Origin of the sequence: Nocardioides flavescens (assembly GCF_009823805.1) — a bacterium.
Classification (GTDB): Bacteria; Actinomycetota; Actinomycetes; order Propionibacteriales; family Nocardioidaceae; genus Nocardioides; species Nocardioides flavescens.
Genome location: NZ_WUEK01000009.1, coordinates 57,061 through 81,225, shown reverse-complemented (window position 1 = coordinate 81,225; position 24,165 = coordinate 57,061). Strand labels below are relative to the sequence as shown.

The following is a 24,165-nucleotide window of genomic DNA, read 5'->3' as shown; positions in this document are numbered from 1 at the left end:
TCCGCCTCACCCGGCCAGGCACCCCGGCCCCAGCAGCTGCTTGAGGTCGGCGAAGAGGGCGGGGCTGGGCGTCACCCGGAGCCGGTCGTCGAGGCGCATGACCTTGGTCGCCTCACGGGTGAGCAGGCGCAGCCGCACCTCGGTCACGCCGGGGTGGGTGCCGAGGACCTCGCGCAGCTGCGAGACCACCGGCCCGGTGCAGCGGGTCGAGGGCAGGCTGATCACGACCGGTCCGCTCGGACCGTCGCTGAGGTCGGGGACGCTGACCTCCTGGCCCATGATCTCGGGCTGGTCCTTGCTGCGGTTGAGCTTGCCCTTGACCGTGATGATGTTGTCCTCGGCCAGGAACGGCGCCGCGAGCTGGTAGGAGCTCGGGAAGAGCAGCACGTCGATCGCGCCCTCGAGGTCCTCGAGGGTCACCATCGCCCACGAGTCCCCGCGCTTGGTGATCTTGCGCTGCACCGAGGTGATCAGCCCGGAGATCGTGACGGTGCTGCCGTCGGCGCGGTCCTCGTCGAGCAGCAGCTGGCCGACCGTGCAGTCCGAGCTGGACGCGAGGACGTGCTCGAGGCCCAGGAGCGGGTGGTCGGAGACGTAGAGGCCGAGCATGTCGCGCTCGTGGCCGAGCAGCGTGGTCTTGTCCCACTCCTCGATGTCCTCCGGCACTGCGACCGCGACCCCGAAGCCGCTGCTGGTGTCGTCGATCCCGCCGAAGAGGCTGTCCTGCCCGATGGCCTCGTTGCGCTTGATGTCGACGTACTGGTCGACGGCCTGCTCGTGGATCGCCACCAGCGCCCGCCGCTTGTGCTTCATGTCGTCGAAGGCGCCCGCCTTGACCAGCGACTCCACGACCCGCTTGTTGCAGACCAGCGCTGGGACCTTCTCGAGGAAGTCGTTGAAGTCGACGTAGCGACCGCGCTCCTCGCGCGCGGCGACGACGCCGTCGACGACGTTGGCCCCGACGTTGCGGATCGCGGTGAGCCCGAAGCGGATGTCGTGGCCGACCGGGGTGAAGTTGGCCGAGGACTCGTTGACGTCGGGCGGGAGCACCTGGATCTTCATGCGCCGGCACTCGTTGAGGTAGATCGCGGACTTGTCCTTGTCGTCCTTGACCGAGGTGAGCAGCGCGGCCATGTACTCCGCGGGGTAGTTGGCCTTGAGGTAGGCCGTCCAGTACGACACGAGGCCGTAGGCCGCGGAGTGGGCCTTGTTGAAGGCGTAGTCGGAGAACGGCAGCAGGATCGCCCACAGCGTGTCGACCGCTGCGCGGGAGTAGCCGCGCTCCTCCATGCCGGCGCAGAAGCCGGCGAACTGCTTGTCCAGCTCCTCCTTCTTCTTCTTGCCCATGGCGCGCCGCAGGATGTCCGCCTGGCCCAGGCTGTAGCCCGCGAGCTTCTGGGCGATCGCCATGACCTGCTCCTGGTAGACGATCAGGCCGTAGGTCTCCCCCAGCACGTCCTCGAGCGGCTCGGCCAGCTCGGGGTGGATCGCCTCGATCGGCTCGCGACCGGTCTTGCGGCGGGCGTACTTGTTGTGCGAGTCCGCACCCATCGGCCCGGGTCGGTAGAGCGCGCCGACCGCGGAGATGTCCTCGAAGCAGTCGGGTCGCATGCTGCGCAGCAGCGCGCGCATCGGCCCGCCGTCGAGCTGGAACACCCCGAGCGTGTCCCCGCGCTGCAACAGGGCGTACGTCGCCTCGTCGGTCAGCTCGAGGTCCTCGAGCACCACCGTCTCGCCGCGGTTGGCCTGGATGTTGAGCAGCGCGTCGTCGAGGACGGTGAGGTTGCGCAGCCCCAGGAAGTCCATCTTGATCAGGCCGAGGTTCTCGCAGGTCGGGTAGTCGAACTGCGTGATCATCGCGCCGTCGGCGGGGCGGCGCAGGAGCGGGATCACATCGTCGAGCGGCTCGCTCGACATGATGACGCCGGCCGCGTGCACGCCCCACTGGCGCTTGAGCCCCTCGATGCCCATCGCGGTGTCGACCACGCGCTTGACGTCGTTGTCGGCCTCGTAGAGCGAGCGGAACTCCCCGCCCTCGCCGTAGCGCTTGTGGCCCTCGTCGAAGATCTCGCGCAGCGGGACGTCCTTGCCCATCACCGCGGCCGGCATCGCCTTGGTGATGCGGTCGCCCATCGCGAACGGGTAGCCGAGGATCCGGCTGGAGTCCTTGACGGCCTGCTTGGCCTTGATCGTGCCGTAGGTGACGATCATCGAGACCCGGTCCTCGCCGTACTTCTCGGTGACGTAGCGGATCACCTCGCCGCGCCGGCGCTCGTCGAAGTCGATGTCGAAGTCGGGCATCGAGACGCGGTCGGGGTTGAGGAAGCGCTCGAAGATCAGGCCGTGCTCGAGGGGGTCGAGGTCGGTGATGCGCATCGCGTAGGCGACCATCGAGCCCGCACCGGAGCCACGACCGGGGCCGACGCGGATGCCGTTGTCCTTGGCCCAGTTGATGAAGTCCGCGACGACGAGGAAGTAGCCCGGGAACCCCATCTGCGTGATGACGCCGACCTCGAAGTCGGCCTGGCGGCGCACCTTGTCGGGGATGCCGCCGGGGTAGCGGTAGCGCAGCCCCTTCTCGACCTCCTTGACCAGCCAGGAGTCCTCGTTCTCGCCCGGCGGGCAGGGGAACTTGGGCATGTACTTGCCGACGGACTCGCTGAACTCGACCTCGCACCGCTCCGCGATGAGCAGGGTGTTGTCACACGCCTCGGGGAAGTCGCGCCACAGCTCGCGCATCTCGGCGGCTGACTTGAGGTAGTAGCCGTCGCCGCTGAAGGCGAAGCGCTGGCCCGGACCGTCGCCGGCCGGGATGTCCATCGTGGAGCCGGAGTTGATGCAGAGCAGGTGCTCCTGGCTGGGGGCGTCCTCGCGCATGACGTAGTGCGAGTCGTTGGTCGCCAGCAGCGGGATCTGCAGGTCCTTGGCCAGGCGCAGCAGACCGTCGCGCACCCGGGTCTCGATGGACAGCCCGTGGTCCATCAGCTCGAGGAAGTAGTTGTCCCGACCGAGGATGTCCTGGAACTCGCCGGCGACCTGGCGGGCCGCGTCGTAGTTGCCGTAGCGCAGGTGGACCTGCACCTCGCCGGAGGGGCAGCCGGTGGTGCCGATGATGCCTTTGCCGTGCTGGGACAGCAGCTCGCGGTCCATGCGGGGCTGCTTGAAGAACCCCTCCCGCCAGGCGCCGGAGCTGAGCCGGAAGAGGTTGTGCATCCCCTCGGTCGACTCGCTCAGCAGCGTCATGTGGGTGTAGGCGCCACGGGCACTGACGTCGTCGGAGCCGCCGTCGTAGAAGTTGACGCCCTTGCGCTCGTGACGGCTGATGTTGGGGGTGAAGTAGGCCTCGATGCCGACGATCGGCTTCACGCCGGCCGACTTCGCCTTCTTGTAGAACTCGTAGGCCCCGAAGACGTTGCCGTGGTCGGTCATGGCGACCGCCGGCATCTCCAGCTCGGCCGCACGCTTGGTCAGCTCGGTCAGGCGGGCGGCACCGTCGAGCATGGAGTACTCGGTGTGCACGTGCAGGTGCACGAACGAGTCGGTCGCAGCCATCGGTCGGCGGCTCTCCTCAAGGATCGGGGGCGGGGTGCGTCAGGCCGGGGTGCGGCCGTGGTCGTGCGGTCGACGTCGTGCGCCGGTGATGCTCGGGGAAGGGCCTCAGCCTACGCGCGCGAGGACGATGCTGGCACCCGGCACCGACACCCGCCGGGGTCCGGTCACGTCCCGGCTCACGGCTCGTCGCCGGCGGCGTCGAGCGACTCGGTGACCACCACGTGGACGATGCGCGCGAGCCGCTCCTCCCCCAGGCCCGGCGCGCGCGCGGCGAGCGCCCGGGCGATCTGTCGCTCCCGGTCGGGGTCGCGCTGGGCGGAGGCCTTGAAGGGCTGTACGGCCCGGGTCAGGGCCGCGCGCCGGTGGAGCAGGTCGCCGAGCTCGCCGTCGACCTCGTCGATCAGCCCGCGCAGGCAGGTCAGCGGGTCGGTGCCCGGCCAGACCATGCGCAGGTCGGGGGCACGCTCCTCGTTGGCCGAGCCGTCGGTGCGCTCCAGCTCGAGCAGCCTGTGGCGGCGGTAGAAGGCCCGGGCGGGGTGATTGGACTCGAAGACCCACAGGCAGAAGCCGTCCGGTCGCGCCGCCTTCACGAGGTCGAGCAGCGCCGAGCCGATCCCGCCCCGCTGCGCCGACGGGTCGACGTACAGGTCGTCCAGCCAGGCCGCGTCGGCCCGGGCGTAGCCCAGCAGGACCGGCGCCCCGTCGGCGACGTCCTCGGCGACCCAGACGTCCTGGCGCGCCAGGTCCCACCCGGCGACCCACTCCCGCGCCTCGTGCGGCGGGTGCACCGCCGCGGGCATGGCCGGTACGGCGGCGGACCGGGCGCGGAGATGGACCTCCGCGATCGCCGGGAGGTCGCCGGGAGCCGCGGGGCGCAGGCGCAGCGCTTCGATCGACCCGTCCACCGAGCCGTCAGTGGGCCGCACGGACCGCTTCCAGGGCGTCGGCGAGGTCGTCGGGGTAGGTCGAGGAGTACTCCACGTGCTCGCCGGTGTCGGGGTGCTCGAAGCCAAGGCGTACGGCGTGCAGCCACTGCCGCTCGAGCTTGAACCGGGCCGCGAGCGTCGGGTCGGCGCCGTAGGTGAGGTCGCCGACGCAGGGGTGGCGCAGCGCGGACATGTGCACCCGGATCTGGTGGGTGCGCCCGGTCTCGAGGTGCACCTCGAGCAGGCTCGCGAACCGGTGGGCCTCGAGCGTGGAGTAGTGCGTGACGCTGGGGCGGCCGTCGGCCATCACGGCGAACTTGTAGTCGGCCTTGGGGTGGCGTCCGATCGGGGCGTCGACCGTGCCCTCGAGCGGGTCGGGGTGGCCCTGCACCAGCGCGTGGTAGACCTTGTCGATCGTGCGCTGGCGGAAGGCGTCCTTGAGCACCGAGTAGGCGTGCTCGGACTTGCACACGACCATGACGCCCGAGGTGCCGACGTCGAGCCGTTGCACGATGCCCTGCCGCTCCGAGGCCCCGCTGGTCGCGATCTGGAAGCCCGCACCCGCCAGGTGCCCGACGACGGTCGGGCCCGTCCAGCCCGGGCTCGGGTGGACCGCGACGCCCACCGGCTTGTCGATCACGACGATGGAGTCGTCGTCGTGGATGATCTTGATCCCCTCGACGATCTCGGGGACGACCTCGGAGGCGTCGGCCTCGACGGGGATCTCCACCTCGAGCACCGCCCCGGCGAGCACGCGGTCGCTCTTGGCGGCCCCCGCGCCGTCGACCTGCACGAGACCGCGGCCGATGAGGTCGGCCGCCCGGGTGCGGGAGAGACCGAACAGGCGTGACATGGCCGCGTCGACGCGCTCTCCCGCGAGCCCCTCGGGCACGCTCAGGGCTCGGTGGTCGGACTGCGTCACGAGCGCTCTCCCTCGGTCGCCGGCTGGTGTGCGTCGTCCCGCTCCCCGTCGCCGCCCTCGGTGCCGTCGTCGGCGTCGCTCTGCCGGGTCCCGTCGAGGTGGACCCCGCGGAACGCCTGCAGCACGATCGCCACGGCCGCGGCGTTGATGCAGATGTCGGCGACGTTGAAGATCGGCCAGTTCGGCAGCATCAGGAAGTCGACGACGTGACCGCGCAGCGGACCCGGCTCGCGCAGCAGCCGGTCGGTCAGGTTGCCCGCGATGCCGGCCAGCAGCAGACCGAAGCCGACCGCCCACAGGGTGCTGCGCACGCGGCGGGCGAGCCAGACGACCACCACGACCGCGACGATCGCGACGCAGGACAGGATCTCGGTGTAGGCGGTGCCCGCGCTGAACGCCGCCCCCGGGTTGCGGATGAGCCGCAGCTGGAGCACCTGACCGATCAGCTCTCGGTCGGGCTCACCGGTGAGGTGGCGGACGGCGAGGACCTTGGTGACCTGGTCGACGGCGTAGGCCAGGAGGAAGACGGCGGCGATCAGCAGTCGCGCTCGCTTCGCCGGGAGTGCCGGGGGCTGCGGGTCGGAGTCGCCAGGACTCAGCGACGTTCCTCGCGCTGCTTGCATGTCACGCACAGTGTGGCACGCGGGAAAGCCATCAGGCGCATCTTGCCGACGGGCTGCCCGCACGCCTCGCAGACGCCGTAGGTGCCGTCGTCGATGCGCTCGAGGGCGTGCTCGATCTGCTCGAGCTTGTCCCGCTCGCTGGTCAGCACGGCGAGCTCGTGGTCGCGCTCGAAGCTGCTCGCGCCGACATCCGCCTGGTCGTGACCGGCGCCGTCGCCCGAGTCGCGCATCAGCCCGGTCACCTCGGCGCCGAGCGCCGCGAGCTGGGCCTGGCTGTGGGTGCGCTGCGCGCGGAGCTCCTCGAGCACCTCGGCCAGCTCCTGCTCGGTCCAGGCGTCCTCGTCGGCCCTGACGACGAGGTCGCCACCGGGCTGCCCGGTGTCGGGCCCTTCGGGGGTCTTCGCGCGGCGGGCCATGGCGCCTCCTGGGAGCATGACGTCGGCTCGGGGCGGCCGACGCGTCGGGTGGTGCTCAGTGCGTGCTCGGACCGTAGCCGCCCCTCGCATCGCTCACAACGCGCCGCACCGTGTGTCACCGCGCTGCGCGAGGACCCGGGAACGACGAACCGCGGCCGACCCCGGAGGGGTCGACCGCGGCGTGCGCGGAACGGGGAGGTCCGGCTCAGACCTCGTCGTCGCCGAGGATCGAGCGCAGGCGCTTGGGCGCGGGCTGCTCCTCGTTGGCGGCCGCGGCCTCGCCGGGGCCGTTCAGCGCCTCGAGCTGCTGGGTGAAGTAGCTCTTCAGGCGGGAGCGGTACTCGCGCTCGAACGAGCGCAGCGTCTCCACCTCGCCGTTGAGCTTGTCGCGCTCGCGCTCGAGCTCGCCGAACATCTGCTGGCGGCGCTCGGCGGTCTCGGAGTCGAGCATCTGGGCGCGGGTGCGGGCGTCGGACTCGAGGCGGTCGGCCTTGGCCTTGGACTCGGCCTCGAGGCGCTCGGCCTTGGTGCGGGCCTCGCCGATGATTTTGTCGGCGTCGTTCTTGGCGCCGTCGACGAGCTCGTCGGCGTTGCGCGTGGCGATCTCGAGGAGGCGTGCGGCGGCGTTGGAGGCCTGCGGGACGGTCTCGACCCGGATGGTCTCGGCCGGCGCGGCGGCGGCAGCCACGGGCTGCTGCGGCGCGGGCGGCGGGGTCGGCTCCGGCTCGGGCTTGCGCTCGGGAGCGGCGGGGACCTGCGCGGTCGGGGGCGACTCCTGCTGGAAGGAGCCTCCGCCGGTCTGCGCCGAGGACAGCTTCGAGCGCAGGTCGTCGTTCTCCTTGGTGAGGCGGGCCAGCTCGGCCTCGACCTCGTCCAGGAACTGGTCGACCTCACCCATGTCGTAGCCCTCGCGGAGCCGGACCGGCGTGAAGCGCTTGTTACTCACGTCCTCGGGCGTCAGCGGCATGTGTCCACCTATTCATCTTCATTGACTCGGGGGCGTCGGGCGCAGCCTGGGCGCGGCGCCTGTGCGCCGCGGCGTGCGTCCGATCCGACTGCTCTTGGAGACTGTAGCGCCTGGCGTGGGACTGGTGTGACTCGTGTGCGGCTCGTGCTGCCGTCGGCCACTCGGACCGACCCGGGCTCAGACCGAGACGGCCAGGCGACCGACGATCGAGAGCAGCAGGTAGGCGGTGATCATCACGATGATGAACGACAGGTCGATGGCGACCTGGCCGATCCGCAACGGCGGGATGAACCGACGCAGCGCCTTGATCGGAGGGTCGGTCACCGAGTAGACGAACTCGAGCACCACCAGCAGGAACCCGCTCGGGGCCCACGACCGCGCGAAGACCTGCACCCAGTCCACCAGGAACCGGATCCACATCAGGGCGATGAAGACCCACAGGACACCGTGGAGGATCTGCAGGACGACGGACACGCGTGAATCATGCCGGGTCGCTCAAGGCGAGCCGCCACCGGCTCGCCGTCGGCTCACCAGATCGTCAGCTCTGGTTGAAGAACCCGTCCTCGGCCATCCGCGCCTTGTCCTCGGCGGCGACGACCACGTCGGGCGGCGAGAGCAGGAAGACGCGGTTGGTGATGCGCTCGATCGTGCCGCGGGAGGCGAAGACCAGGCCGGCCGCGAAGTCGACGAGCCGCTTGGCGTCGGAGTCGTCCATCTCGGTGAGGTTCATGATCACCGGGGTGCCGTCGCGGAAGTTCTCACCGACCGTGCGGGCCTCGTTGTAGGTGCTCGGCTGCAGCGTCACGATGCGCGAGGGCTCGGCGGTCGCGACCGCGGTGGGCACGCCCACCGGACGGCGCCGCTCGGCCAGCTCGGCGACGTTGGCCTCGCGGGGCTCACGGACCTCGTGGCGGGGCTCGCGGGGCTCGCGACGGGGCTGCTTCACCGCCAGCGGCCCGGTCTCCTCGGCGTAGCGGCGCTCGCGGGTCGAGCGTGCGTCGTAGCCGTCGTAGGCCTCGGTGTAGTCGTCGGCGTACTCGTCGTCGTACCGACCGGTGTCCTCGAGCAGGCCGAGGTACTCACCCATCCTGCGCATCGCGCCGCTCATGTGCTGCCTTCCGGGTCCGGCGACCTCCGTCGAGAGGTCGCGCCATCCTGTGTGGAACGTTAACGGTTGGAGGGCCTCGAACCGAGGACCGCGGAGCCGACGCGCACGTGTGTCGCGCCGGCGGCGATCGCCTGCTCCAGGTCGTTGCTCATCCCGGCCGAGAGCCAGGTCGCGTCGGGGTGCTGCGCCACGAGGTCGCGGCGCACTCCGGCCAGTCGCTCGAACGCCGCGGCGGGGTCCTCCCCCAGCGGCGCGACGGCCATCAGCCCGCGCAACCGCAGCCCGTCGGCCTCCTCGACCGCGCGCGCGAGGTCGTCGAGCTCCTCGGGGTCCGCCCCCGAGCGGCCCTCGCGGCCCGGCGGGTCGAGCGAGACCTGCAGGAGCACGTCGACGCCGCCGCCGTCCTCGCGCTGGGTCGCTCCGCGGGCGAGACCCGAGACCAGCTTGCGCCGGTCGACGGACTCCACCACCCCGGCGTACGCCGCCACGGCCGCGGCCTTGTTGCTCTGCAGGCCACCGATGAAGTGCCAGGTCAGCCCGAGGTCGGCGAGCTCGGCCGCCTTGGCCTCCGCCTCCTGGTGACGGTTCTCGCCGACGTCGGTGACCCCGAGGCCCGCGAGGACCCGCACGTCGCTGGCGGGGAAGAACTTCGTGACCACGACCAGGCGGACGTCGTCGTGGGGCCGGCCCGCCTGCGCGCAGGCGCCCGCGATCCGCTCGCGCACGCGCGTGAGCCGCTCCTCGAGCTCGCTCTCCCGGCTCACCGGCGCCACACCACCCCGGCGTGACGCCCGGCGGCGGCACCGTCGCGGCGGAAGGAGTGGTAGCGCTCGTCCTCGCGGGTGCAGCCGCCGAGGTCGACGACCGCCACGCCCAGCTCCTCGAGCTGGGCGCGCACTCCGGCACCGACGTCGAGGGACGGCGTCCCCCAGGTGGTGGTGGCGCGGCTCGCGGGCACCCGCTCGGCGACCTCCTCGCGCATCGCCGCCGGCACCTCGTAGCACCCCCCGCACACCCGGGGGCCGATCCACGCTGCGATGTCGGTGGCTCCGAGGTCACGCATCGCCTCGACGGTGCGCGTGGCGACGCCGAGCGCCATCCCGGGCCGACCGGCGTGGGCGGCCCCGATCACGCCCGTCCCGGCGTCGGCCAGGACGAGCGGCACGCAGTCGGCGGCCCGCACCATCAGACCGACCCCGCGCAGCGTGGTCACCAGCGCGTCGGCCTCTGGTACGTCGTCGCGCGGGCCTGGCGGCGCGGCCCGGTCGACCACGACCACCCGGTCACCGTGCACCTGGCTGAGCCGGGCGAACGTGACGCCGGTGGCCGCCTCCAGCCGGGCGAGGTCGTCGGCGAACCCCGGCCGGTGACCCTGCAGGTCGAGACCGGCGTCGGTGAAGCCGATCTCGACCTGGCCGGCGGGGCCGGTGCGGATGGCGCGGTGGGCGAACACCTACTTCAGGAAGTCCGGGACGTCGAGCTCGTCGTCGTCGAAGACCGGCGAGGCGACCGGTGCGGCCGGGGCCGCCTTGGGCGCCGCCTGCTCGAGGCGCTCGGGGCGCTCGAAGGGGCGGTTGACCGCCGTCGCGCCGGCGGGGACCCGCTCGCGCTCCTGGGTCTCGTCCTCGGTGCGCGACTCGGGTCGGCGGGTGGCGATCGCCGCCCGCGTCTCGGCCTGGGTCTGCTGCGGCCGCTCCTTGCGCAGCCCCTCCGAGGAGCGCTTGGGCTGACCGCCGTCGAAGCCCGCGGCGATGACGGTGACGCGCACCTCGTCGCCGAGGGCGTCGTCGATGGTCGCACCGAAGATGATGTTGGCCTCGGGGTGCACGGCGTCCGCGACGAGCGCGGCGGCCTCGTTGATCTCGAACAGGCCGAGGTCGGAGCCGCCGGCGATCGAGAGCAGCACCCCGTGGGCGCCGTCGATGCTCGCCTCGAGCAGCGGGCTGGACACGGCCATCTCGGCGGCGGCGACCGAGCGGTCCTCGCCCCGGGCCGAGCCGATGCCCATGAGCGCCGAGCCGGCGTTGGCCATCACGGACTTCACGTCGGCGAAGTCGAGGTTGATCAGGCCCGGCGTGGTGATCAGGTCGGTGATGCCCGAGACACCCTGCAGCAGCACCTGGTCGGCCTGCTTGAAGGCGTCGAGCACCGAGACGTTGCGGTCGGAGATCGACAGCAGCCGGTCGTTGGGGATCACGATGAGGGTGTCGACCTCCTCGCGCAGCTGCGCGATGCCCTCCTCCGCACTGTTGGCCCGGCGCCGGCCCTCGAACGCGAACGGGCGCGTCACGACACCGATCGTCAGCGCACCGAGGCTCCGGGCGATCCGGGCGACGACCGGCGCGCCGCCCGTGCCGGTGCCACCGCCCTCGCCGGCCGTCACGAACACCATGTCGGCGCCCTTGATGACCTCCTCGATCTCGTCGGCGTGGTCCTCCGCCGCCTTGGCCCCCACCTCGGGGTTGGCGCCGGCGCCCAGGCCGCGCGTCAGCTCGCGACCGATGTCGAGCTTGACGTCAGCGTCGCTCATCAGCAGCGCCTGCGCGTCGGTGTTGATGGCGATGAACTCGACACCCTTGAGCCCGACCTCGATCATCCGGTTGACGGCGTTGACGCCGCCTCCGCCGATGCCGACGACCTTGATGATCGCCAAGTAGTTCTGTGCTGCAGCCATCTCCGCTTCCCCTCGGGCTGGTGCCTCAACCATCACCCTCAGGCTGAGGGTTATAGTTATGTCAACCTCGTCGTGGTGACGACAGTAGGAGTCGCGAGCCCCGGAACCGGGTAGACACGCGGGCGTGTCGGCGTCCGATCGTACGGACTTCCCGCACGGAACTCACGCTTGTCGTACGAAGCTTCAGCCGGCCAGCACCAGTTTCACCGGGTACCCGGTGAAACTCTCGGCCTGCCCTGCGGACCGACCGGACGGCGCACTTCCTTCACGGACCTCACGCTTCCCGCACGAAGCTTCAGCCGGTCAGCGCCAGTTTCACCGGGTACCCGGTGAAACTGGCGCCGAGCCGGACCTACGACGTCGTCGGCTTCGACGGCACGGAGACGTCGTAGGTCTTGGCGTCGACGGTGGCGAGGAGGGTGGCGAGGACGGAGGCCTTGGTCTGCGACTCCGAGGAGCTGCCCCACACCACGGTGCGGCCGTCCTTCAGGACCAGGCTGATCTCGTCGACGGACTGGACGTCGACGTGGTCGACGCGCAGGGAGAGGTCCTCGGGCAGGGCGGTGACGACCTCCGCGGCCTCGCGCAGGGCGTCGGCGGTCGTGCCGATCTCGGTCTGGATGCGCGGGAGGCCGGGCGGGGGCGAGCGGAAGTCGCGGAAGACGACGCCGTCGCGGTCCATGCCGCGCAGGCTGCCGCCGATCTCTACGACCGCGACCGCGATGCGCTCCTCGAGGCTGATCAGGATGCCGTGCGGCCACTGGCGGGTGACGTCGACCGAGCGGACGACGGCCAGGCTCGCGATGCGCGCCTCGACGGCTGCGAGGTCGACGCGGGCGAGCTGCTCGCCCTGGTGGATGCCGGAGCGGCTGCGGATCGCCTCCGCCTTCACCGTCTGGGCGCCGCTGACGTCGACGGTGCGCACGGCGAGCCAGGAGGAGAACCACACGGCGTAGACGCCCGTGCCGACGAGGGCGAGCACCAGCACGCCCACCAGCACGACCCGCCAGGCCAGCCAGCGGCGACGCCACTGCCGTCGGGCGAACCGCTTGCGGCTGCGCCGGGTGGCTCGGTCGGGTCCGCCGGGCGCGACCCCGCGCCGCCGCAGGCTCACCACGCCGTCACGCCCCGCGCGCCTCGAGCAGTGCGAGCACCTCGGGCGCGACCCGGGTGACGTCTCCGGCGCCGAGCGTCAGGACGACGTCGCCGGATCGGGCGAGGGAGACGAGCGTGGCCGCCACGTCGTCGAGGTCGGGCACGAACCGCACCCGCTCCGCGGGCAGGGGTACGGCGCCCGCCACGAGCGCGCCGGTGACCTCGGGGTCCGGGTCGTCGCGGGACAGGTAGACGTCGCAGACCACGACCTCGTCGGCGGCGCCGAGCGCCTCCCCCATCGCCGCGCCCATCAGGCGCGTGCGCGAGACCAGGTGCGGCTGGTAGGCGACGACGACGCGCCCCTCGCCGGCCAGCGCGCGCGCCGACTGCAGGTCGCCCGCGATCTCGGTGGGGTGGTGGGCGTAGCTGTCGTAGACGCGCACCCCGGCCGCGGTGCCCTTGGGCTCCATCCGCCGCTTGGTCCCGGTGTACGACGCCACACCGGCCACGAGCGCAGCCTCGTCGAGGCCGAGCGTGACGCCGGCGGCGAGCGCCGCGAGCGCGTCGGCGAGGTAGTGCTCCCCGGGTGACCACAGCTCGACGCCGGCGAGTGCGCCGGGCTCGCGCGCCGAGACCCGGACGACGCGGCGCCCCGCCGCCTCCTGACGGTCGGCGAGCCGGGCGGCGCCCGGGTCGTCGACGCAGCAGACGAGGAAGCCGTCGGGGTGCACGGTGTCGGCGAAGCGGTCGAAGGCTGCGACGTAGGCCTCCTCGCTGAGCCAGTGGTCGAGGTGGTCGGCCTCGACGTTGGTGACGACGGCGGCGTGGGGGGCGTAGTGCAGGAACGCGCCGTCCGACTCGTCGGCCTCGGCGACGAACAGGTCGCCGGAGCCCTTCGCGGCGTTGACGCCGGTCGCGGAGAGGTCGCCGCCGATGGCGTAGGTCGGGTCGGCGCCGGCGTGCTGCAGCGCGACGGTGAGCAGCGAGGTGGTCGTGGTCTTGCCGTGGGTGCCGGCCACGGCGACGACGCGGCGACCGGCCATGAGCGAGGCGAGCGCGGCCGAGCGCGGCAGGACGAGCAGTCCGCGCGCCACCGCCTCGACGTACTCCGGGTTGTCCTCGCGCACCGCCGTCGAGACGACCACGGTGTCGGCGTCGCCGAGCTGCTCGGCGGCGTGGCCGACGTGGACACGCGCCCCGAGCGCGCGCAGCGCGTCGAGCGTGGGCGAGTCGGCGCCGTCGGAACCGCTCACCCCGACGCCGCGGGCGAGCAGGATCCGCGCGATGCCGGACAGGCCCGCTCCCCCGATGCCGACGAGGTGGACGCGCCCCAGGCGGTCGGCAGGGGGCACGTCGGCCGGCACAGGCAGCTTCACGACCGCGCCCCGGCGCTGCGGGCGACCTCGGCGACGATCCGGGCGAGCACGTCGTCGGCGTCGCGCGGGATCAGCCCGGTGGCGGCCGCGCTCATGGCGGCGAGCCGCTCGGGGTCGTGCAGCAGGTCGGGCACGGTCGAGACGACCCACTCGGCGGTGAACGCCGCGTCGGAGACCAGGAGCGCTCCCCCGGCGTCGACGACCGGACGGGCGTTGTGCTCCTGCTCGCCGTTGCCGATCGGCAGCGGCACGAACACCGCCGGCACCCCGACCGCCGCCGCCTCGGTGACCGAGGACGCGCCGCCGCGGCAGACCATCAGGTCCGCGGCGGCCAGCGCGAGGTCCATCCGCTCGACGAAGCCGACCGGCACGTAGCCGGGCACGCCGGGCTGCGGCGTCACGTCGTTCTTGGGACCGACCACGTGGAGGACCTGCACCCCGGCCGCGTCGAGGCGCAGTGCGGCCTCGGCGATCGCGCGGTTGAGGCTCCGCGCGCCCTGCGAGCCCCCGGTGACGACGAGCGTGGGCCGGTCGGCGTCGAGGCCGAAGAACGCGCGGGCCTCGGCCCGCCGGGCCGCCCGGTCGAGCCCGGAGACCATCGTGCGGATCGGCAGCCCGACGTACTCCGCCCGCGGCAGCGGCGTGTCGGGGAACGACACGGCCACGCGCCGAGCGAACCGGGCGCCGAGCTTGTTGCCGAGGCCCGGCACGGCGTTCTGCTCGTGGACGACGACGGGCACCCGCCGACGACGCGCGGCGAGGTAGGCCGGCACGGAGACGTAGCCGCCGTAGCCGACGACGACGTCGGGGCGCACCCGGTCGAGCACCTCGACCGCGGCGCGCACGGTGCCGCGCAGCCGGCCGGGGACCTTGAGCAGGTCAGCCGAGGGCTTGCGGGGCAGCGGCACCGGCGGGACCAGCTCGAGGGGGTAGCCCGCGGCCGGCACCACGGTGTTCTCCAGGCCGCGGGGGGTGCCGAGGCAGGTGATCTCGACGCTCGGGTCGAGACGCCGCAGCGCGTCGGCGGTGGCGAGCAGGGGTGAGGTGTGGCCGGCGGTGCCGCCGCCGGCGAGCAGGATGCGCATCGGGTAGAGCGTAGGCAGTGCTCAGCGCCGGGCGGACAGCCCGGCCGACCGCTGCCGCCTGCGCTGCGCCAGCGCGCGGGCCGCCTCGGGCTCGCGACGCGCGAAGCCCACGAGCAGTCCGAGCGCGACCAGGGTCGGTACGAGCGAGGAGCCGCCGTAGGAGATGAGCGGCAGCGGGATGCCGATGACGGGGAGCAGCGAGAGCACCATGCCGATGTTGATCATCATCTGACCGATCAGCCAGACCACGATGCCGAACGTCGCGTAGCGCACGAACGGGTCCTCGGTGGTGCGGGCCACGCGCAGCGCGGCGTAGGCGATGGTGAGGAAGAGCAGCACCACGAGCAGGGTGCCGGCCAGTCCCAGCTCCTCGCCGAGCACCGCGAAGATGAAGTCGGTGTGGGCCTCGGGCAGCGCCCCCCACTTCTGCTGGCTGGCGCCGATGCCTTCGCCCAGGATCCCCCCGGAGGTCAAGGCGAACAGGCCGTGACCCTGCTGGTAGCCGGCGTTGTCGAGGTCGGCGAAGGGATTCAGGAAGCTGCTCATCCGGCCCAGTCGCTCGGCGTCGCCGACGACGAGCACCGTGAGCCCCGTGCCGATGAAGGCGCCGATGATCGCGAAGAACCGCAGCGGGGCCCCGACCACCCAGAGCATCCCGAAGAGCAACGCGATGAGCACCAGGGCGGTGCCGAGGTCCCGGCCGAAGACCACGAGCCCGATGGCGAGCACCATCCCGGGCACGACCGGCACCACCATCTCGTTGGTGCGGCCCAGGCGTCGCTCCTTGTGCGCGAAGATGTGCGCCGCCCAGATGACCATGGCCAGCTTGGCGATCTCGGAGGGCTGCAGCTGCAGCGGGCCGATGACCAGCCAGTTCTGGTTGCCGTTGATCTCCTTGCCCATGAACGCCGTCAGGAGCAGCAGCACGAGAGACACAGAGAAGCCGGGGTACGCGAGTGCGCGCACCGCCTTGTAGGGCAGTCGGCTCGCGACCCACGCCAACGGCAGGCCGAGCAGCACCCACTGCAGCTGACGCTGGACGACGGCGTAGGAGTCACCGTCGTTGAGCTCGTAGGAGTAGACGCTGCTGGCGCTCAGCACCATGAGCAGCCCGATCGTGAGCAGCAGCGCGGCGGCGCCGAGCAGGAGGTAGTAGGACGTCAGCGGGCGGTCGAGCGCGGCGCGGACCGTCGAGAACCACGTCCGCGGCCGCTCGCGCACGTCGGTGGCGACAGCGTGGGCCAGGGCGGGTCGGAGACCGGAGAGGCTCGGGAGGGGGAAGCGGCGGGGGGTGCGTTCGGGGTTCGCCGTCGTCACTCGCCGCTCCTGGTCCCTCGGTGGATCTGCTAGCCGTGCTGCCCGTCGTCCAGCTCGCGCACCGCCGCGGCGAACGCGTCGCCCCGGGCTGCGTAGTCGGTGAAGACGTCCTGCGAGGCGCAGCCCGGTGCGAGGAGCACCGTGTCGCCGGGTCGCCCGAGCTCGGCGGCGGCAGCCACGGCGCGTCGCATCAGTCCTGCTCCGTCAGACGCACTGTCACCTGCTGTCACAGCAGTCTCAGGGGTCTCGACGACGATGACGGGCACATCGGGCGCGTGTCGCCGAAGTGCTTCCGCGATCACCTCGCGGTCGCGCCCGAGCAGCACCACGCCGTGCAACCGGTCGCGCACCCGCCGCACGAGGTCGTCGAAACGGGCGCCCTTCGCGAGACCGCCGGCGACCCAGACGACGGGCTCGTAGGCCAGCAGCGAGGCGAGGGCGGCGTGCGGGTTGGTGGCCTTGGAGTCGTCGACCCAGGCCAGTCCGGCGCGTTCGGCGACCAGGGCGATGCGGTGGCCGTCGGGTCGGAAGCCGCGCAGCCCGTCGCGCACCGCGGCCTGGGGCACCCCGTGGGCGCGGGCGAGCGCGGCGGCCGCGAGGGCGTTCTGCACCGTGTGGGGCGCGGGCCCCGCCTGCCCCGCCGGGGTGAGGTCGTCCAGCGTGCACAGCTCGGCCGCGCTGGTCTCGCGCTCCTCGACGAACGCCCGGTCGGCCAGGATGTCCTCGACCACGCCGAGCATCCCGACCGACGGCATGCCGAGGGTGAAGCCGATCGCGCGGGCGCCCTCGACCACGTCGGCCTCGCGCACGAGCTCCTCGGTCACCGGGTCCGCGACGTTGTAGACGCAGGCGCGCTGCGCCCGCTTGTAGACGCGGCCCTTGTCGCCGGCGTACGCCGCCATCGAGCCGTGCCAGTCGAGGTGGTCCTCGGCGACGTTGAGGACGGCGGCGGCCTGGGCGCTCATCGAGTCGGTCCAGTGCAGCTGGAAGCTGGAGAGCTCCACGGCGAGCACGTCGTAGGGCACGGGGTCCATGACGGCCTCGACGATCGGCAGGCCGACGTTGCCGACGGCTGCGCTGCGCAGCCCGGCGGCGCGCAGGATCGCGTCGAGCATCCGCACGGTGGTCGTCTTGCCGTTGGTGCCGGTGACGGCGAGCCACGGGGTGTCGTGCTCGGGGTCGCGCAGCCGCCACGCCAGCTCGACCTCGCCCCAGACCGGGATCCCGCGCTCGCGGGCCTGTGCCAGCAGCGGCGCGCTGGGCCGCCACCCGGGTGAGGTGACGACGAGGTCGACGCCCTCGGGCAGCGTGGCCGTGGCGCCCTCGCCGAGCCGGATGTCGGCGCCGAGGACCTCGAGCAGCTCGGCCTTCTCGGCGCGCTGGTCGGGGCCGTCGGCGCGCTCGTCCAGCGCGGTGACGGTCGCTCCGAGGTGGAGCAGGTTGTCGGCCGCCGCGAACCCCGAGACACCGAAGCCGGCGACGACGGCACGTACGCCGTCCCAGGAGTCGTGACGCCGCAGCGGCTCCGGGTCCCTGCCCGCGGTGCGGCTCATCCGATGCCCGAGACCCACTCGGCGTAGAAGACGCCGAGGCCGGCGGCCACGCAGATGCCCGAGATGATCCAGAACCGGATCGTGACGGTGACCTGCTCCCAGCCGAGCATCTCGAAGTGGTGGTGCAGCGGCGCCATCCGGAACAGCCGTCGCCCCTTGGTCGCCTTGAAGAAGCCGACCTGCAGCATCACCGACAGGGTCTCGACGACGAAGAGGCCGCCCAGGAGCACGAAGAGCAGCTCGGTGCGGGTGAGGATCGCGAGCCCGGCCATCGCGCCGCCGAGCGAGAGCGAGCCCGTGTCGCCCATGAAGATGGCCGCCGGCGAGGCGTTCCACCACAGGAAGCCGAAGCAGGCACCGGTCAGCGCCGCGGCGACGATCGCGAGGTCGAGCGGGTCGCGCACCTCGTAGCAGAGGCTGATGTTGGCCTCGTCGAGCCGGTCGGAGGCGCAGGACTGGTTGTTCTGCCAGATGTTGACGAGCATGTAGGCGCCGAAGACCATCATCGAGGCGCCGGCCGCGAGCCCGTCGAGGCCGTCGGTGAGGTTCACGCCGTTGCTGGTCGCGGTGACGATCAACCAGATCAGCGCCATCACGACGACCGTCGGCAGCACGAGCGCCTGGTGGTCACGGATGAACGACAGGTGGTTGGACGCCGGGCGCACGCCGTTCTCGTCCTTGAGCCACGGCGAGAGGGCGAGGCCGCCGAAGACGAGCGCGACCGCGGTCTGCCCGATCATCTTGGCCTTGCTGCGCAGGCCGAGGTTGCGCTGCTTGACGATCTGGATGTAGTCGTCGAGGAACCCCACGGCGCCGAGCCCCACGAAGAGGAACAGCAGCAGCAGGGCCGAGCCGGTCGGCGCGCTCATCGTGATCAGCTTGGCCAGGAAGTAGCCGGCCAGCGTGGCCGCGATGATCACCAGGCCACCCATCGTGGGGGTGCCCATCTTGGTGTGGTGGCTCGTGGGGCCGTCGTCGCGGATCTGCTTGCCCCAGCCGAGCCGGGTGAACTGCTTGATCGCGAACCGCGTGCCCAGCAGGGAGATGAACAGGGCGAACGCGCCGCTCAGCAGGATGGCTCTCATCGCCGCTCCGCCGCTCCTTCCGTCGTGCCCCGTACGTCGACCGCTCGTGCCGGCTGTGTCGGGCCCGGGCTCGCGCCCGGACCGCTGGCCCATGATTCCCCATCGCGCGGCGCTGGCCGATTCGCCCCGCCGCTCCCGGGTGCCGTGCTGGTCACAGGCCGGTCACAGCTCGGTCACGGCGCCGACGCCGCGCCCGTCAGCAGCTCACGTACGACCTCGCGGTCGTCGAAGGGGTGCACCACCCCGTCGACCTCCTGACCGGTCTCGTGGCCCTTGCCCGCGACGACGACGATGTCGCCGGGCCCGGCGAGCGCGAGAGCGGTCGCGATGGCCTCGCGCCGCTCCCCCACCTCGTGCACGTCGGCGCGAGCGTCGCCGGGCACGCCCGCGCGGACCGCCGCGCGGATCGCGGCCGGGTCCTCGGTGCGGGGGTTGTCGTCGGTGACGACCAGCACGTCGGAGAGGCGCGCGGCGATCTCGCCCATCAACGGACGCTTGCCGGGATCGCGGTCGCCGCCGGCCCCGAGCACGGTGATCAGCCGCCCGGAGGTCAGCGGCCGCAGGCTCTCGAGGGCGGCCTGCACCGCGTCGGGCTTGTGGGCGTAGTCGACGACCACCGTGAAGGGCTGGCCGGCCTCGACCCGCTCGAGCCGGCCGGGCACCCCGCCGCCGCGCGCGATACCGTCGGCGACCGCCTGGGGGTCGAGCCCCGCCTCGGCGCAGGCGGCGACGGCGGCCAGCGCGTTGGCGACGTTGAAGCCTCCGGGCACCGGCACGGCTGCGCGCACCTCGACCCCTGGCCCGTGCACGGTGAACGACGTGCCGTCGGGACCGGGCACCACCTCGGCGACGCTCCAGTCGGCGTCGCGGTGGCGCGTGGAGAGGGTGCGCACCTCGAGAGAGGTCTCCCCCGCCAGCCGTCGGCCGTGGTCGTCGTCGACGTTGACGATCGCGAGCCGCGCCCGCTCGGGGGTGAAGAGGGAGGCCTTGGCGCGGTAGTAGTCCTCGACGTCGGCGTGGAAGTCGAGATGGTCGCGCCCGAGGTTGAGGAAGACCGCCACGTCGAAGACGACCCCGTCGACCCGACCCATGACGAGCGCGTGGCTGCTCACCTCCATCGCGCAGGCCTCGACCCCCTGCTCGCGCATCAGCGCGAACAGGGCGTGCAGGTCGGGCGCCTCGGGGGTGGTGAGCGAGGTCTTGACGTCGGCGCCGGCGATGCGGGTGCCGACCGTGCCGATCACGCCGGCGCGCACGCCCGCCGCGCTCAGCCCGGCCTCGGCGAGCCGCGTGGTGGTGGTCTTGCCCTGGGTGCCCGTGACGCCGATCATCCGCATCGCCGTCGCGGGCTCGCCGTAGAGGTGCGCCGCCAGGCGGCCGAGCACCCGGCGCGGCTCGTCGACGACGAGCGTCGGCAGCGCGGGACCGGTGCCGGCGAGTACCTCCGCCCCGGCCGGGTCGGTCAGGACGGCCACCGCCCCGGCGGCGCGCGCGTCGTCGGCGTACGCCGCTCCGTGGGCACGGGCGCCGGGCAGCGCGGCGTACAGGTCGCCGGGGAGGACCCGCTGGCTGCTCAGGCTGAGCCCGGTCACCTCGACCGGCTCTCCGGCGCTCGCCACCGTGGCCCCGAGGAACGACGCGAGGTCCGCCAGCCGGTGCCGCGGCGGCTCCGTGGGCCGCAGGCTCGCCGGGGGTGGAGTGCTCACCGGACCGGTTCTACCAGGCGCCTGCCCCGCGGCCGGGCTCACCACTCGACGGGGTACTTCTTGCCCGGCGCCGTGCTCTCCGGCACCGAGTAGCGCTGCAGCGCCTGGCCCATGATCTTGGAGAAGACCGGGCCGGCGGTCGCGCCGCCGCCCGCGCCGGCGACGGTCGGGGCCTGGAGCGCGACGTAGACGGTGAAGCGGGGGTTCTCCGCCGGCGCGAAGCCGGCGAAGGACACGGTCACGGTGCCGTCGTAGCAGCCCTGCTTGACCCCGTCGACCACGCAGGTGCCGACGCGCTGCGCCGTGCCGGTCTTGCCGGCGACGCTGTAGCCGGGCACCTGGGCGGCCGGTGCGACACCGTCCTCGGGGTCGACGACGAGCTGCATCATCTTCGTGGTCTGGCGCGCGGCCTCCTCGCTCACGACCCGGCGGGTCGTCGAGACGTCGGTGCCGACCCGGGTGCCGTCGTCGCGCGTCGCCTCGCCGCGGATGAGGGTCGGGTCGACCCGCACCCCGCCGTTGGCGATGGTGTTGACCGCGGCCGCCATCTGCACGGCGTTGACCGAGAGCGACTGGCCGAAGGCGATGCGGTCGCCGACCTGGCTGGTCCACGCCGGGCCCTCGGGGATGCTGCCCCGGGTCTCGCCGCCGAGGCCGACGCCACTGACGGCACCGAGGCCGAACTTCTCGAGGTAGGAGCGCAGCTCGCCGGAGCCGAACCGGTCGGCTGCGAGGACGGTGCCGATGTTGGACGACTTGGCCAGCACCCCGGCGAGCGTCAGCTTGATCAAGCCGTGCTCCCAGTGGTCCTTGATCGGGCGGTCCTGGCGGTCGAGCTGACCCGGCACGAGCAGCTTGGTGCGCGGGGTCACCTTGCCCTCGTCGAGCAGCGCCGCCATGGTGAGCACCTTCTCGACGGAGCCGGGCTCGTAGGCGAGGTTGAGGGAACGGGCCTGCCGATCGCTCTTGTGGGCGCTGGCCGGGTCCTCGGCGTCGAACGTCGGGTAGTCGGCCAGCGTCAGCAGCTCGCCGGTCTGGGTGTCCATGACGATCGCGATGCCCGAGCGCGCCTTGGCGCCGATGACCGCCTGGCGCAGGGTGCGCTGGGCGTACCACTGCAGGTCGCGGTCGATCGTCGTGGTGATGTCCTGGCCGTCGACCGGCGCGACCGTCGTGTTGTTGCCGAGCGGCAGCCGGGTGTCGCCGGCGCCGAACTCGTAGCGCTCCTCGCCGTCCTTGCCGCTGAGCGCCTTGTTGAACGCCTCCTCCAGACCTCCGTAGGCCTGGTAGGTGCGGCCCGCCTCGACGTCGGCCTTCTTCGACGGCTCGCCGACGAAGCCGAGGACGTTGGCGGCGACGTCGTGGGCGGGGTAGATCCTGATCGGGTCGCGCTGGGTGAAGAGGCCCTTGAAGCCGTCGACGTCGTCGGACTGCGCCTTCGCCGCCGCGAGGACGTCGTCGGCCTTCGTCGCCGGGACGTGGCGGGCGATGTACTGGAACTGCGAGCCCTTCACCCGCAGCTTGCGCAGCGTGGTGGTGTAGTCGACCCCGAGCTCGCGGGCCAGGAACGCCGCCACCGCGGGGGCGTCGTCGGTCGTCTCGGCGGGGTTGGCGATGACCGCGCGACCCTCGACCGAGTCGGCGAGCGGCTCCCCGAAGCGGTCGAAGATCTCCCCGCGCTGGGCCGGCAGGGTCAGCGTGCGGGTGCCCGCGGCGGCCGCCATGGCGGCGTACTGCCCCGGGTCGACGCCCTGCAGCTGCACGAGCCGGGCGGCGAAGAGCGAGAACACCATCGCGATGAGGACGAACCCCGCCCGCAGGCGCAGCTGCGGCGAGCCGCGGCGCGAGCGCCTGGGTGACCTCGGAGCCCTGCCCGCCGGACGGGCCGGACGGGCGGGTCGCGCGGTGCGCGGGCGGGCGTCGGGACGGGTCCGGCGTTCTCTCACGGGGCTCTCGAGTCTCCTGGGGCTGGTGTGACCATCGTGCCCCGTGGGGCTGCTGGAACGGGTGAGCGACAGGCCGAGTTCAGCGACCGGCCCGCGGGCCGCGACCGCCCTGCACGACGACGGGGTCCGCGGTGACCGTGACGACCTGCGGCGCGGGGTTGAGCACGGGGGGCTTGCGCCGCCCGGGGCCCTCGAGGGCCGGCGTGTTGGCGCCGGTGGCGGCCGTGCACGACCCGCTCGTCTGCTGCGTCGCCAGGTCGACGGTGCACGAGCTGATCGGAGCCACCATCCCGGCCGCGTGGGCCAACGTGGCGAGGTGCTGGGGGTCGCGCAGGGCCTGCGCCTCGTCGTGGAGGGTCTGCTCGCGGGCGGCGAGGTCGTCGGCCCGCTGCTCGAGCGCGGTCGCCGCGAACGACGCCTGCTGCATCTGGGTGTTGAAGCAGAGCAGCCCGACGATCCCGCCGAGCAGCACCAGGCTGACGAGGGTCACGAACGGCATCCGAGCCGCACGGGCCCGGCGGCGCGGGACGACGGTCAGCCGGGCGCGCTCGACGGCGGCCTCGACGGGACGCGGCAGCCGCTCGCGCAGCTGGAGGGCCGGAGTGCTCATGCTGCTGCTCCCTTGCTCTTGACCCGCTCGACAGCGCGGAGACGGACGGATGCGGCACGCGGGTTCTCGGCGACCTCGCGCTCGTCGGCCTGCTCGGCGCCCCGGGTGACGGGGCGCAGAGCGGGCTCGAGCTCGGGCGGCACCACCGGGAGGTCCGGCGGGGCCAGCGAGCGGGTGACGGCGGTGAAGGCCTGCTTCACCAGCCGGTCCTCGAGGGAGTGGTAGGACTCGACCACGACGCGGCCGCCGACCTTGACGGCGTCGATCGCCGCGGGCACGGCCCGGCGCAGGACCGCGAGCTCGTCGTTGACCTCCATGCGCAGCGCCTGGAACGTCCGCTTCGCGGGGTGGCCGCCCGTGCGCCGCGCCGGGGCCGGGATCTCGGCGTACAGCAGCTCGACGAGGCGGGCGGAGGTCGTGAACGGCTCGTGCTCGCGCTGGCGGACGACGGCGGCCGCGATCTTGCGGGCGAACTTCTCCTCGCCGTACTCCCGCAGCACCCGGGTCAGCTCGCCGGCCGAGTAGGTGTTGAGGACGTCGGCGGCGGTGCGGCCCACCGTGTGGTCCATGCGCATGTCGAGCGGTGCGTCCTCGGCGTAGGCGAAGCCCCGCTCGCGCACGTCGAGCTGCATCGAGGAGACGCCGAGGTCGAACAGCACGGCGTCGACGCCTTCGACGGCTCCGAGACCGAGGTCGTCGAGCACGTCGGGGAGCTCGTCGTAGACCGCGTGCACGCCGGTGAAGCGGTCGCCGTACGCCGCGAGGCGGGTGCGGGCCAGGTCGAGGGCAGCGGGGTCGCGGTCGATGCCGACGACCCGGGCGAGCTCGCAGCGGCTCAGGACGGCCTCGGTGTGGCCGCCGAGGCCGAGGGTGCAGTCGACCATGACGGCGCCCTCGTGCTGCAGGGCGGGCGCCAGCAGGGCCACGACCCGGTCCAGCAGGACGGGGACGTGGGCGGGTGCGCTCATCGGCCCGTCAGCCTCGCGACCCGAGGTGGGTGACGACGACCAGTCCGATCGCGAACGCCACGGAGGTGAACGCCGAGAAGGCCATGACGGCGACCGCCTCGCGCGCCTGCTCGCGCACCCGGCGGGGTGCCGGCGGCGGCTGCGTGGCGGTGTCGCGCATCGGTTCGACCCTTCGGTGGAGCTTCGGTGGAGCTGTGTGGAGCAGGGGGGGGTGGAGCGAAGTGGAGCGGGCGGGT

22 protein-coding genes are annotated in these 24,165 nt (G+C 72.7%); all 22 read right to left on the bottom strand.

The features are described from left to right. Positions 1–6: 6 nt before the first annotated feature. The 22 genes from dnaE to GRQ65_RS14855 all read right to left on the bottom strand — a co-directional run bounded on the left by dnaE (position 7) and on the right by GRQ65_RS14855 (position 24,089). Positions 7–3,552 (bottom strand): DNA polymerase III subunit alpha, encoded by a 3,546-nt coding sequence (gene dnaE, locus GRQ65_RS14960; protein ID WP_160878784.1) that lies wholly within the window; start codon positions 3,550–3,552, stop codon positions 7–9. 176 nt (positions 3,553–3,728) lie between these two features. Then, positions 3,729–4,478 carry a GNAT family N-acetyltransferase gene (locus GRQ65_RS14955; RefSeq protein ID WP_160878783.1) on the bottom strand — a complete coding sequence of 250 codons (750 nt, stop codon included), beginning with the start codon at positions 4,476–4,478 and terminating at the stop codon, positions 3,729–3,731. Continuing rightward, on the bottom strand, positions 4,465–5,400 hold the full coding sequence (locus tag GRQ65_RS14950) for an RluA family pseudouridine synthase (RefSeq protein WP_160878782.1): 936 nt from the start codon (positions 5,398–5,400) through the stop codon (positions 4,465–4,467). Before GRQ65_RS14950 ends, GRQ65_RS14955 begins: the two co-directional genes overlap by 14 nt. Next, entirely contained in the window at positions 5,397–6,023 is a 627-nt protein-coding gene (lspA, locus tag GRQ65_RS14945; protein ID WP_160878781.1) for a signal peptidase II, read from the bottom strand. The genes GRQ65_RS14950 and lspA overlap by 4 nt, the downstream gene beginning before the upstream one ends. Beyond that, positions 5,996–6,439 (bottom strand): TraR/DksA family transcriptional regulator, encoded by a 444-nt coding sequence (locus GRQ65_RS14940; protein ID WP_160878780.1) that lies wholly within the window; start codon positions 6,437–6,439, stop codon positions 5,996–5,998. The genes lspA and GRQ65_RS14940 overlap by 28 nt, the downstream gene beginning before the upstream one ends. 205 nt (positions 6,440–6,644) lie before the next feature. Beyond that, entirely contained in the window at positions 6,645–7,406 is a 762-nt protein-coding gene (locus GRQ65_RS14935) for a DivIVA domain-containing protein (RefSeq protein ID WP_160878779.1), read from the bottom strand. Between the two features lie 177 nt (positions 7,407–7,583). Beyond that, on the bottom strand, positions 7,584–7,880 hold the full coding sequence (locus tag GRQ65_RS14930; protein ID WP_160878778.1) for a YggT family protein: 297 nt from the start codon (positions 7,878–7,880) through the stop codon (positions 7,584–7,586). 64 nt (positions 7,881–7,944) lie between these two features. Further along, positions 7,945–8,514 (bottom strand): cell division protein SepF, encoded by a 570-nt coding sequence (locus tag GRQ65_RS14925; protein WP_160878777.1) that lies wholly within the window; start codon positions 8,512–8,514, stop codon positions 7,945–7,947. Positions 8,515–8,573: 59 nt separating this feature from the next. Continuing rightward, the gene (locus GRQ65_RS14920; protein WP_160878776.1) at positions 8,574–9,278 is read right to left on the bottom strand and encodes a YggS family pyridoxal phosphate-dependent enzyme; all 705 of its coding nucleotides are present in this window, start codon (positions 9,276–9,278) and stop codon (positions 8,574–8,576) included. After that, positions 9,275–9,967, bottom strand: coding sequence for a purine nucleoside phosphorylase YfiH/LACC1 family protein (locus tag GRQ65_RS14915; protein ID WP_337191754.1), 693 nt, complete (start codon positions 9,965–9,967; stop codon positions 9,275–9,277). Before GRQ65_RS14915 ends, GRQ65_RS14920 begins: the two co-directional genes overlap by 4 nt. Then, the gene (ftsZ, locus tag GRQ65_RS14910) at positions 9,968–11,188 is read right to left on the bottom strand and encodes a cell division protein FtsZ (RefSeq protein ID WP_160878775.1); all 1,221 of its coding nucleotides are present in this window, start codon (positions 11,186–11,188) and stop codon (positions 9,968–9,970) included. It abuts the gene before it with no gap. 352 nt (positions 11,189–11,540) lie between these two features. Next, on the bottom strand, positions 11,541–12,305 hold the full coding sequence (locus tag GRQ65_RS14905) for a cell division protein FtsQ/DivIB (protein WP_337191753.1): 765 nt from the start codon (positions 12,303–12,305) through the stop codon (positions 11,541–11,543). A gap of 4 nt (positions 12,306–12,309) precedes the next feature. Beyond that, positions 12,310–13,659: a UDP-N-acetylmuramate--L-alanine ligase gene (gene murC / locus GRQ65_RS14900; protein WP_160878774.1), complete on the bottom strand. Its 1,350-nt coding sequence runs from the start codon at positions 13,657–13,659 to the stop codon at positions 12,310–12,312. Beyond that, positions 13,656–14,744, bottom strand: coding sequence for an undecaprenyldiphospho-muramoylpentapeptide beta-N-acetylglucosaminyltransferase (murG, locus tag GRQ65_RS14895; RefSeq protein WP_160878773.1), 1,089 nt, complete (start codon positions 14,742–14,744; stop codon positions 13,656–13,658). Before murG ends, murC begins: the two co-directional genes overlap by 4 nt. A gap of 21 nt (positions 14,745–14,765) precedes the next feature. After that, positions 14,766–16,061 carry a putative lipid II flippase FtsW gene (gene ftsW / locus GRQ65_RS14890; RefSeq protein ID WP_337191752.1) on the bottom strand — a complete coding sequence of 432 codons (1,296 nt, stop codon included), beginning with the start codon at positions 16,059–16,061 and terminating at the stop codon, positions 14,766–14,768. Between the two features lie 29 nt (positions 16,062–16,090). Further along, the gene (gene murD, locus GRQ65_RS14885) at positions 16,091–17,614 is read right to left on the bottom strand and encodes a UDP-N-acetylmuramoyl-L-alanine--D-glutamate ligase (RefSeq protein ID WP_160878772.1); all 1,524 of its coding nucleotides are present in this window, start codon (positions 17,612–17,614) and stop codon (positions 16,091–16,093) included. Next, positions 17,611–18,699: a phospho-N-acetylmuramoyl-pentapeptide-transferase gene (gene mraY, locus GRQ65_RS14880; protein WP_160878771.1), complete on the bottom strand. Its 1,089-nt coding sequence runs from the start codon at positions 18,697–18,699 to the stop codon at positions 17,611–17,613. The genes murD and mraY overlap by 4 nt, the downstream gene beginning before the upstream one ends. Before the next feature lie 173 nt (positions 18,700–18,872). Next, positions 18,873–20,405 (bottom strand): UDP-N-acetylmuramoyl-L-alanyl-D-glutamate--2,6-diaminopimelate ligase, encoded by a 1,533-nt coding sequence (locus tag GRQ65_RS14875; protein WP_160878770.1) that lies wholly within the window; start codon positions 20,403–20,405, stop codon positions 18,873–18,875. A gap of 38 nt (positions 20,406–20,443) precedes the next feature. Beyond that, on the bottom strand, positions 20,444–22,351 hold the full coding sequence (locus GRQ65_RS14870; RefSeq protein ID WP_337191751.1) for a peptidoglycan D,D-transpeptidase FtsI family protein: 1,908 nt from the start codon (positions 22,349–22,351) through the stop codon (positions 20,444–20,446). A 79-nt stretch (positions 22,352–22,430) separates the two neighbouring features. Then, positions 22,431–22,961 carry a cell division protein FtsL gene (ftsL, locus tag GRQ65_RS14865; RefSeq protein ID WP_160878769.1) on the bottom strand — a complete coding sequence of 177 codons (531 nt, stop codon included), beginning with the start codon at positions 22,959–22,961 and terminating at the stop codon, positions 22,431–22,433. After that, a complete protein-coding gene (gene rsmH / locus GRQ65_RS14860) occupies positions 22,958–23,929 on the bottom strand; it encodes a 16S rRNA (cytosine(1402)-N(4))-methyltransferase RsmH (RefSeq protein WP_160878768.1) in 972 nt (323 codons plus the stop codon). Before rsmH ends, ftsL begins: the two co-directional genes overlap by 4 nt. Positions 23,930–23,936: 7 nt before the next feature. After that, the gene (locus GRQ65_RS14855) at positions 23,937–24,089 is read right to left on the bottom strand and encodes a hypothetical protein (protein ID WP_160878767.1); all 153 of its coding nucleotides are present in this window, start codon (positions 24,087–24,089) and stop codon (positions 23,937–23,939) included. Between the last annotated feature and the right edge of the window lie 76 nt (positions 24,090–24,165).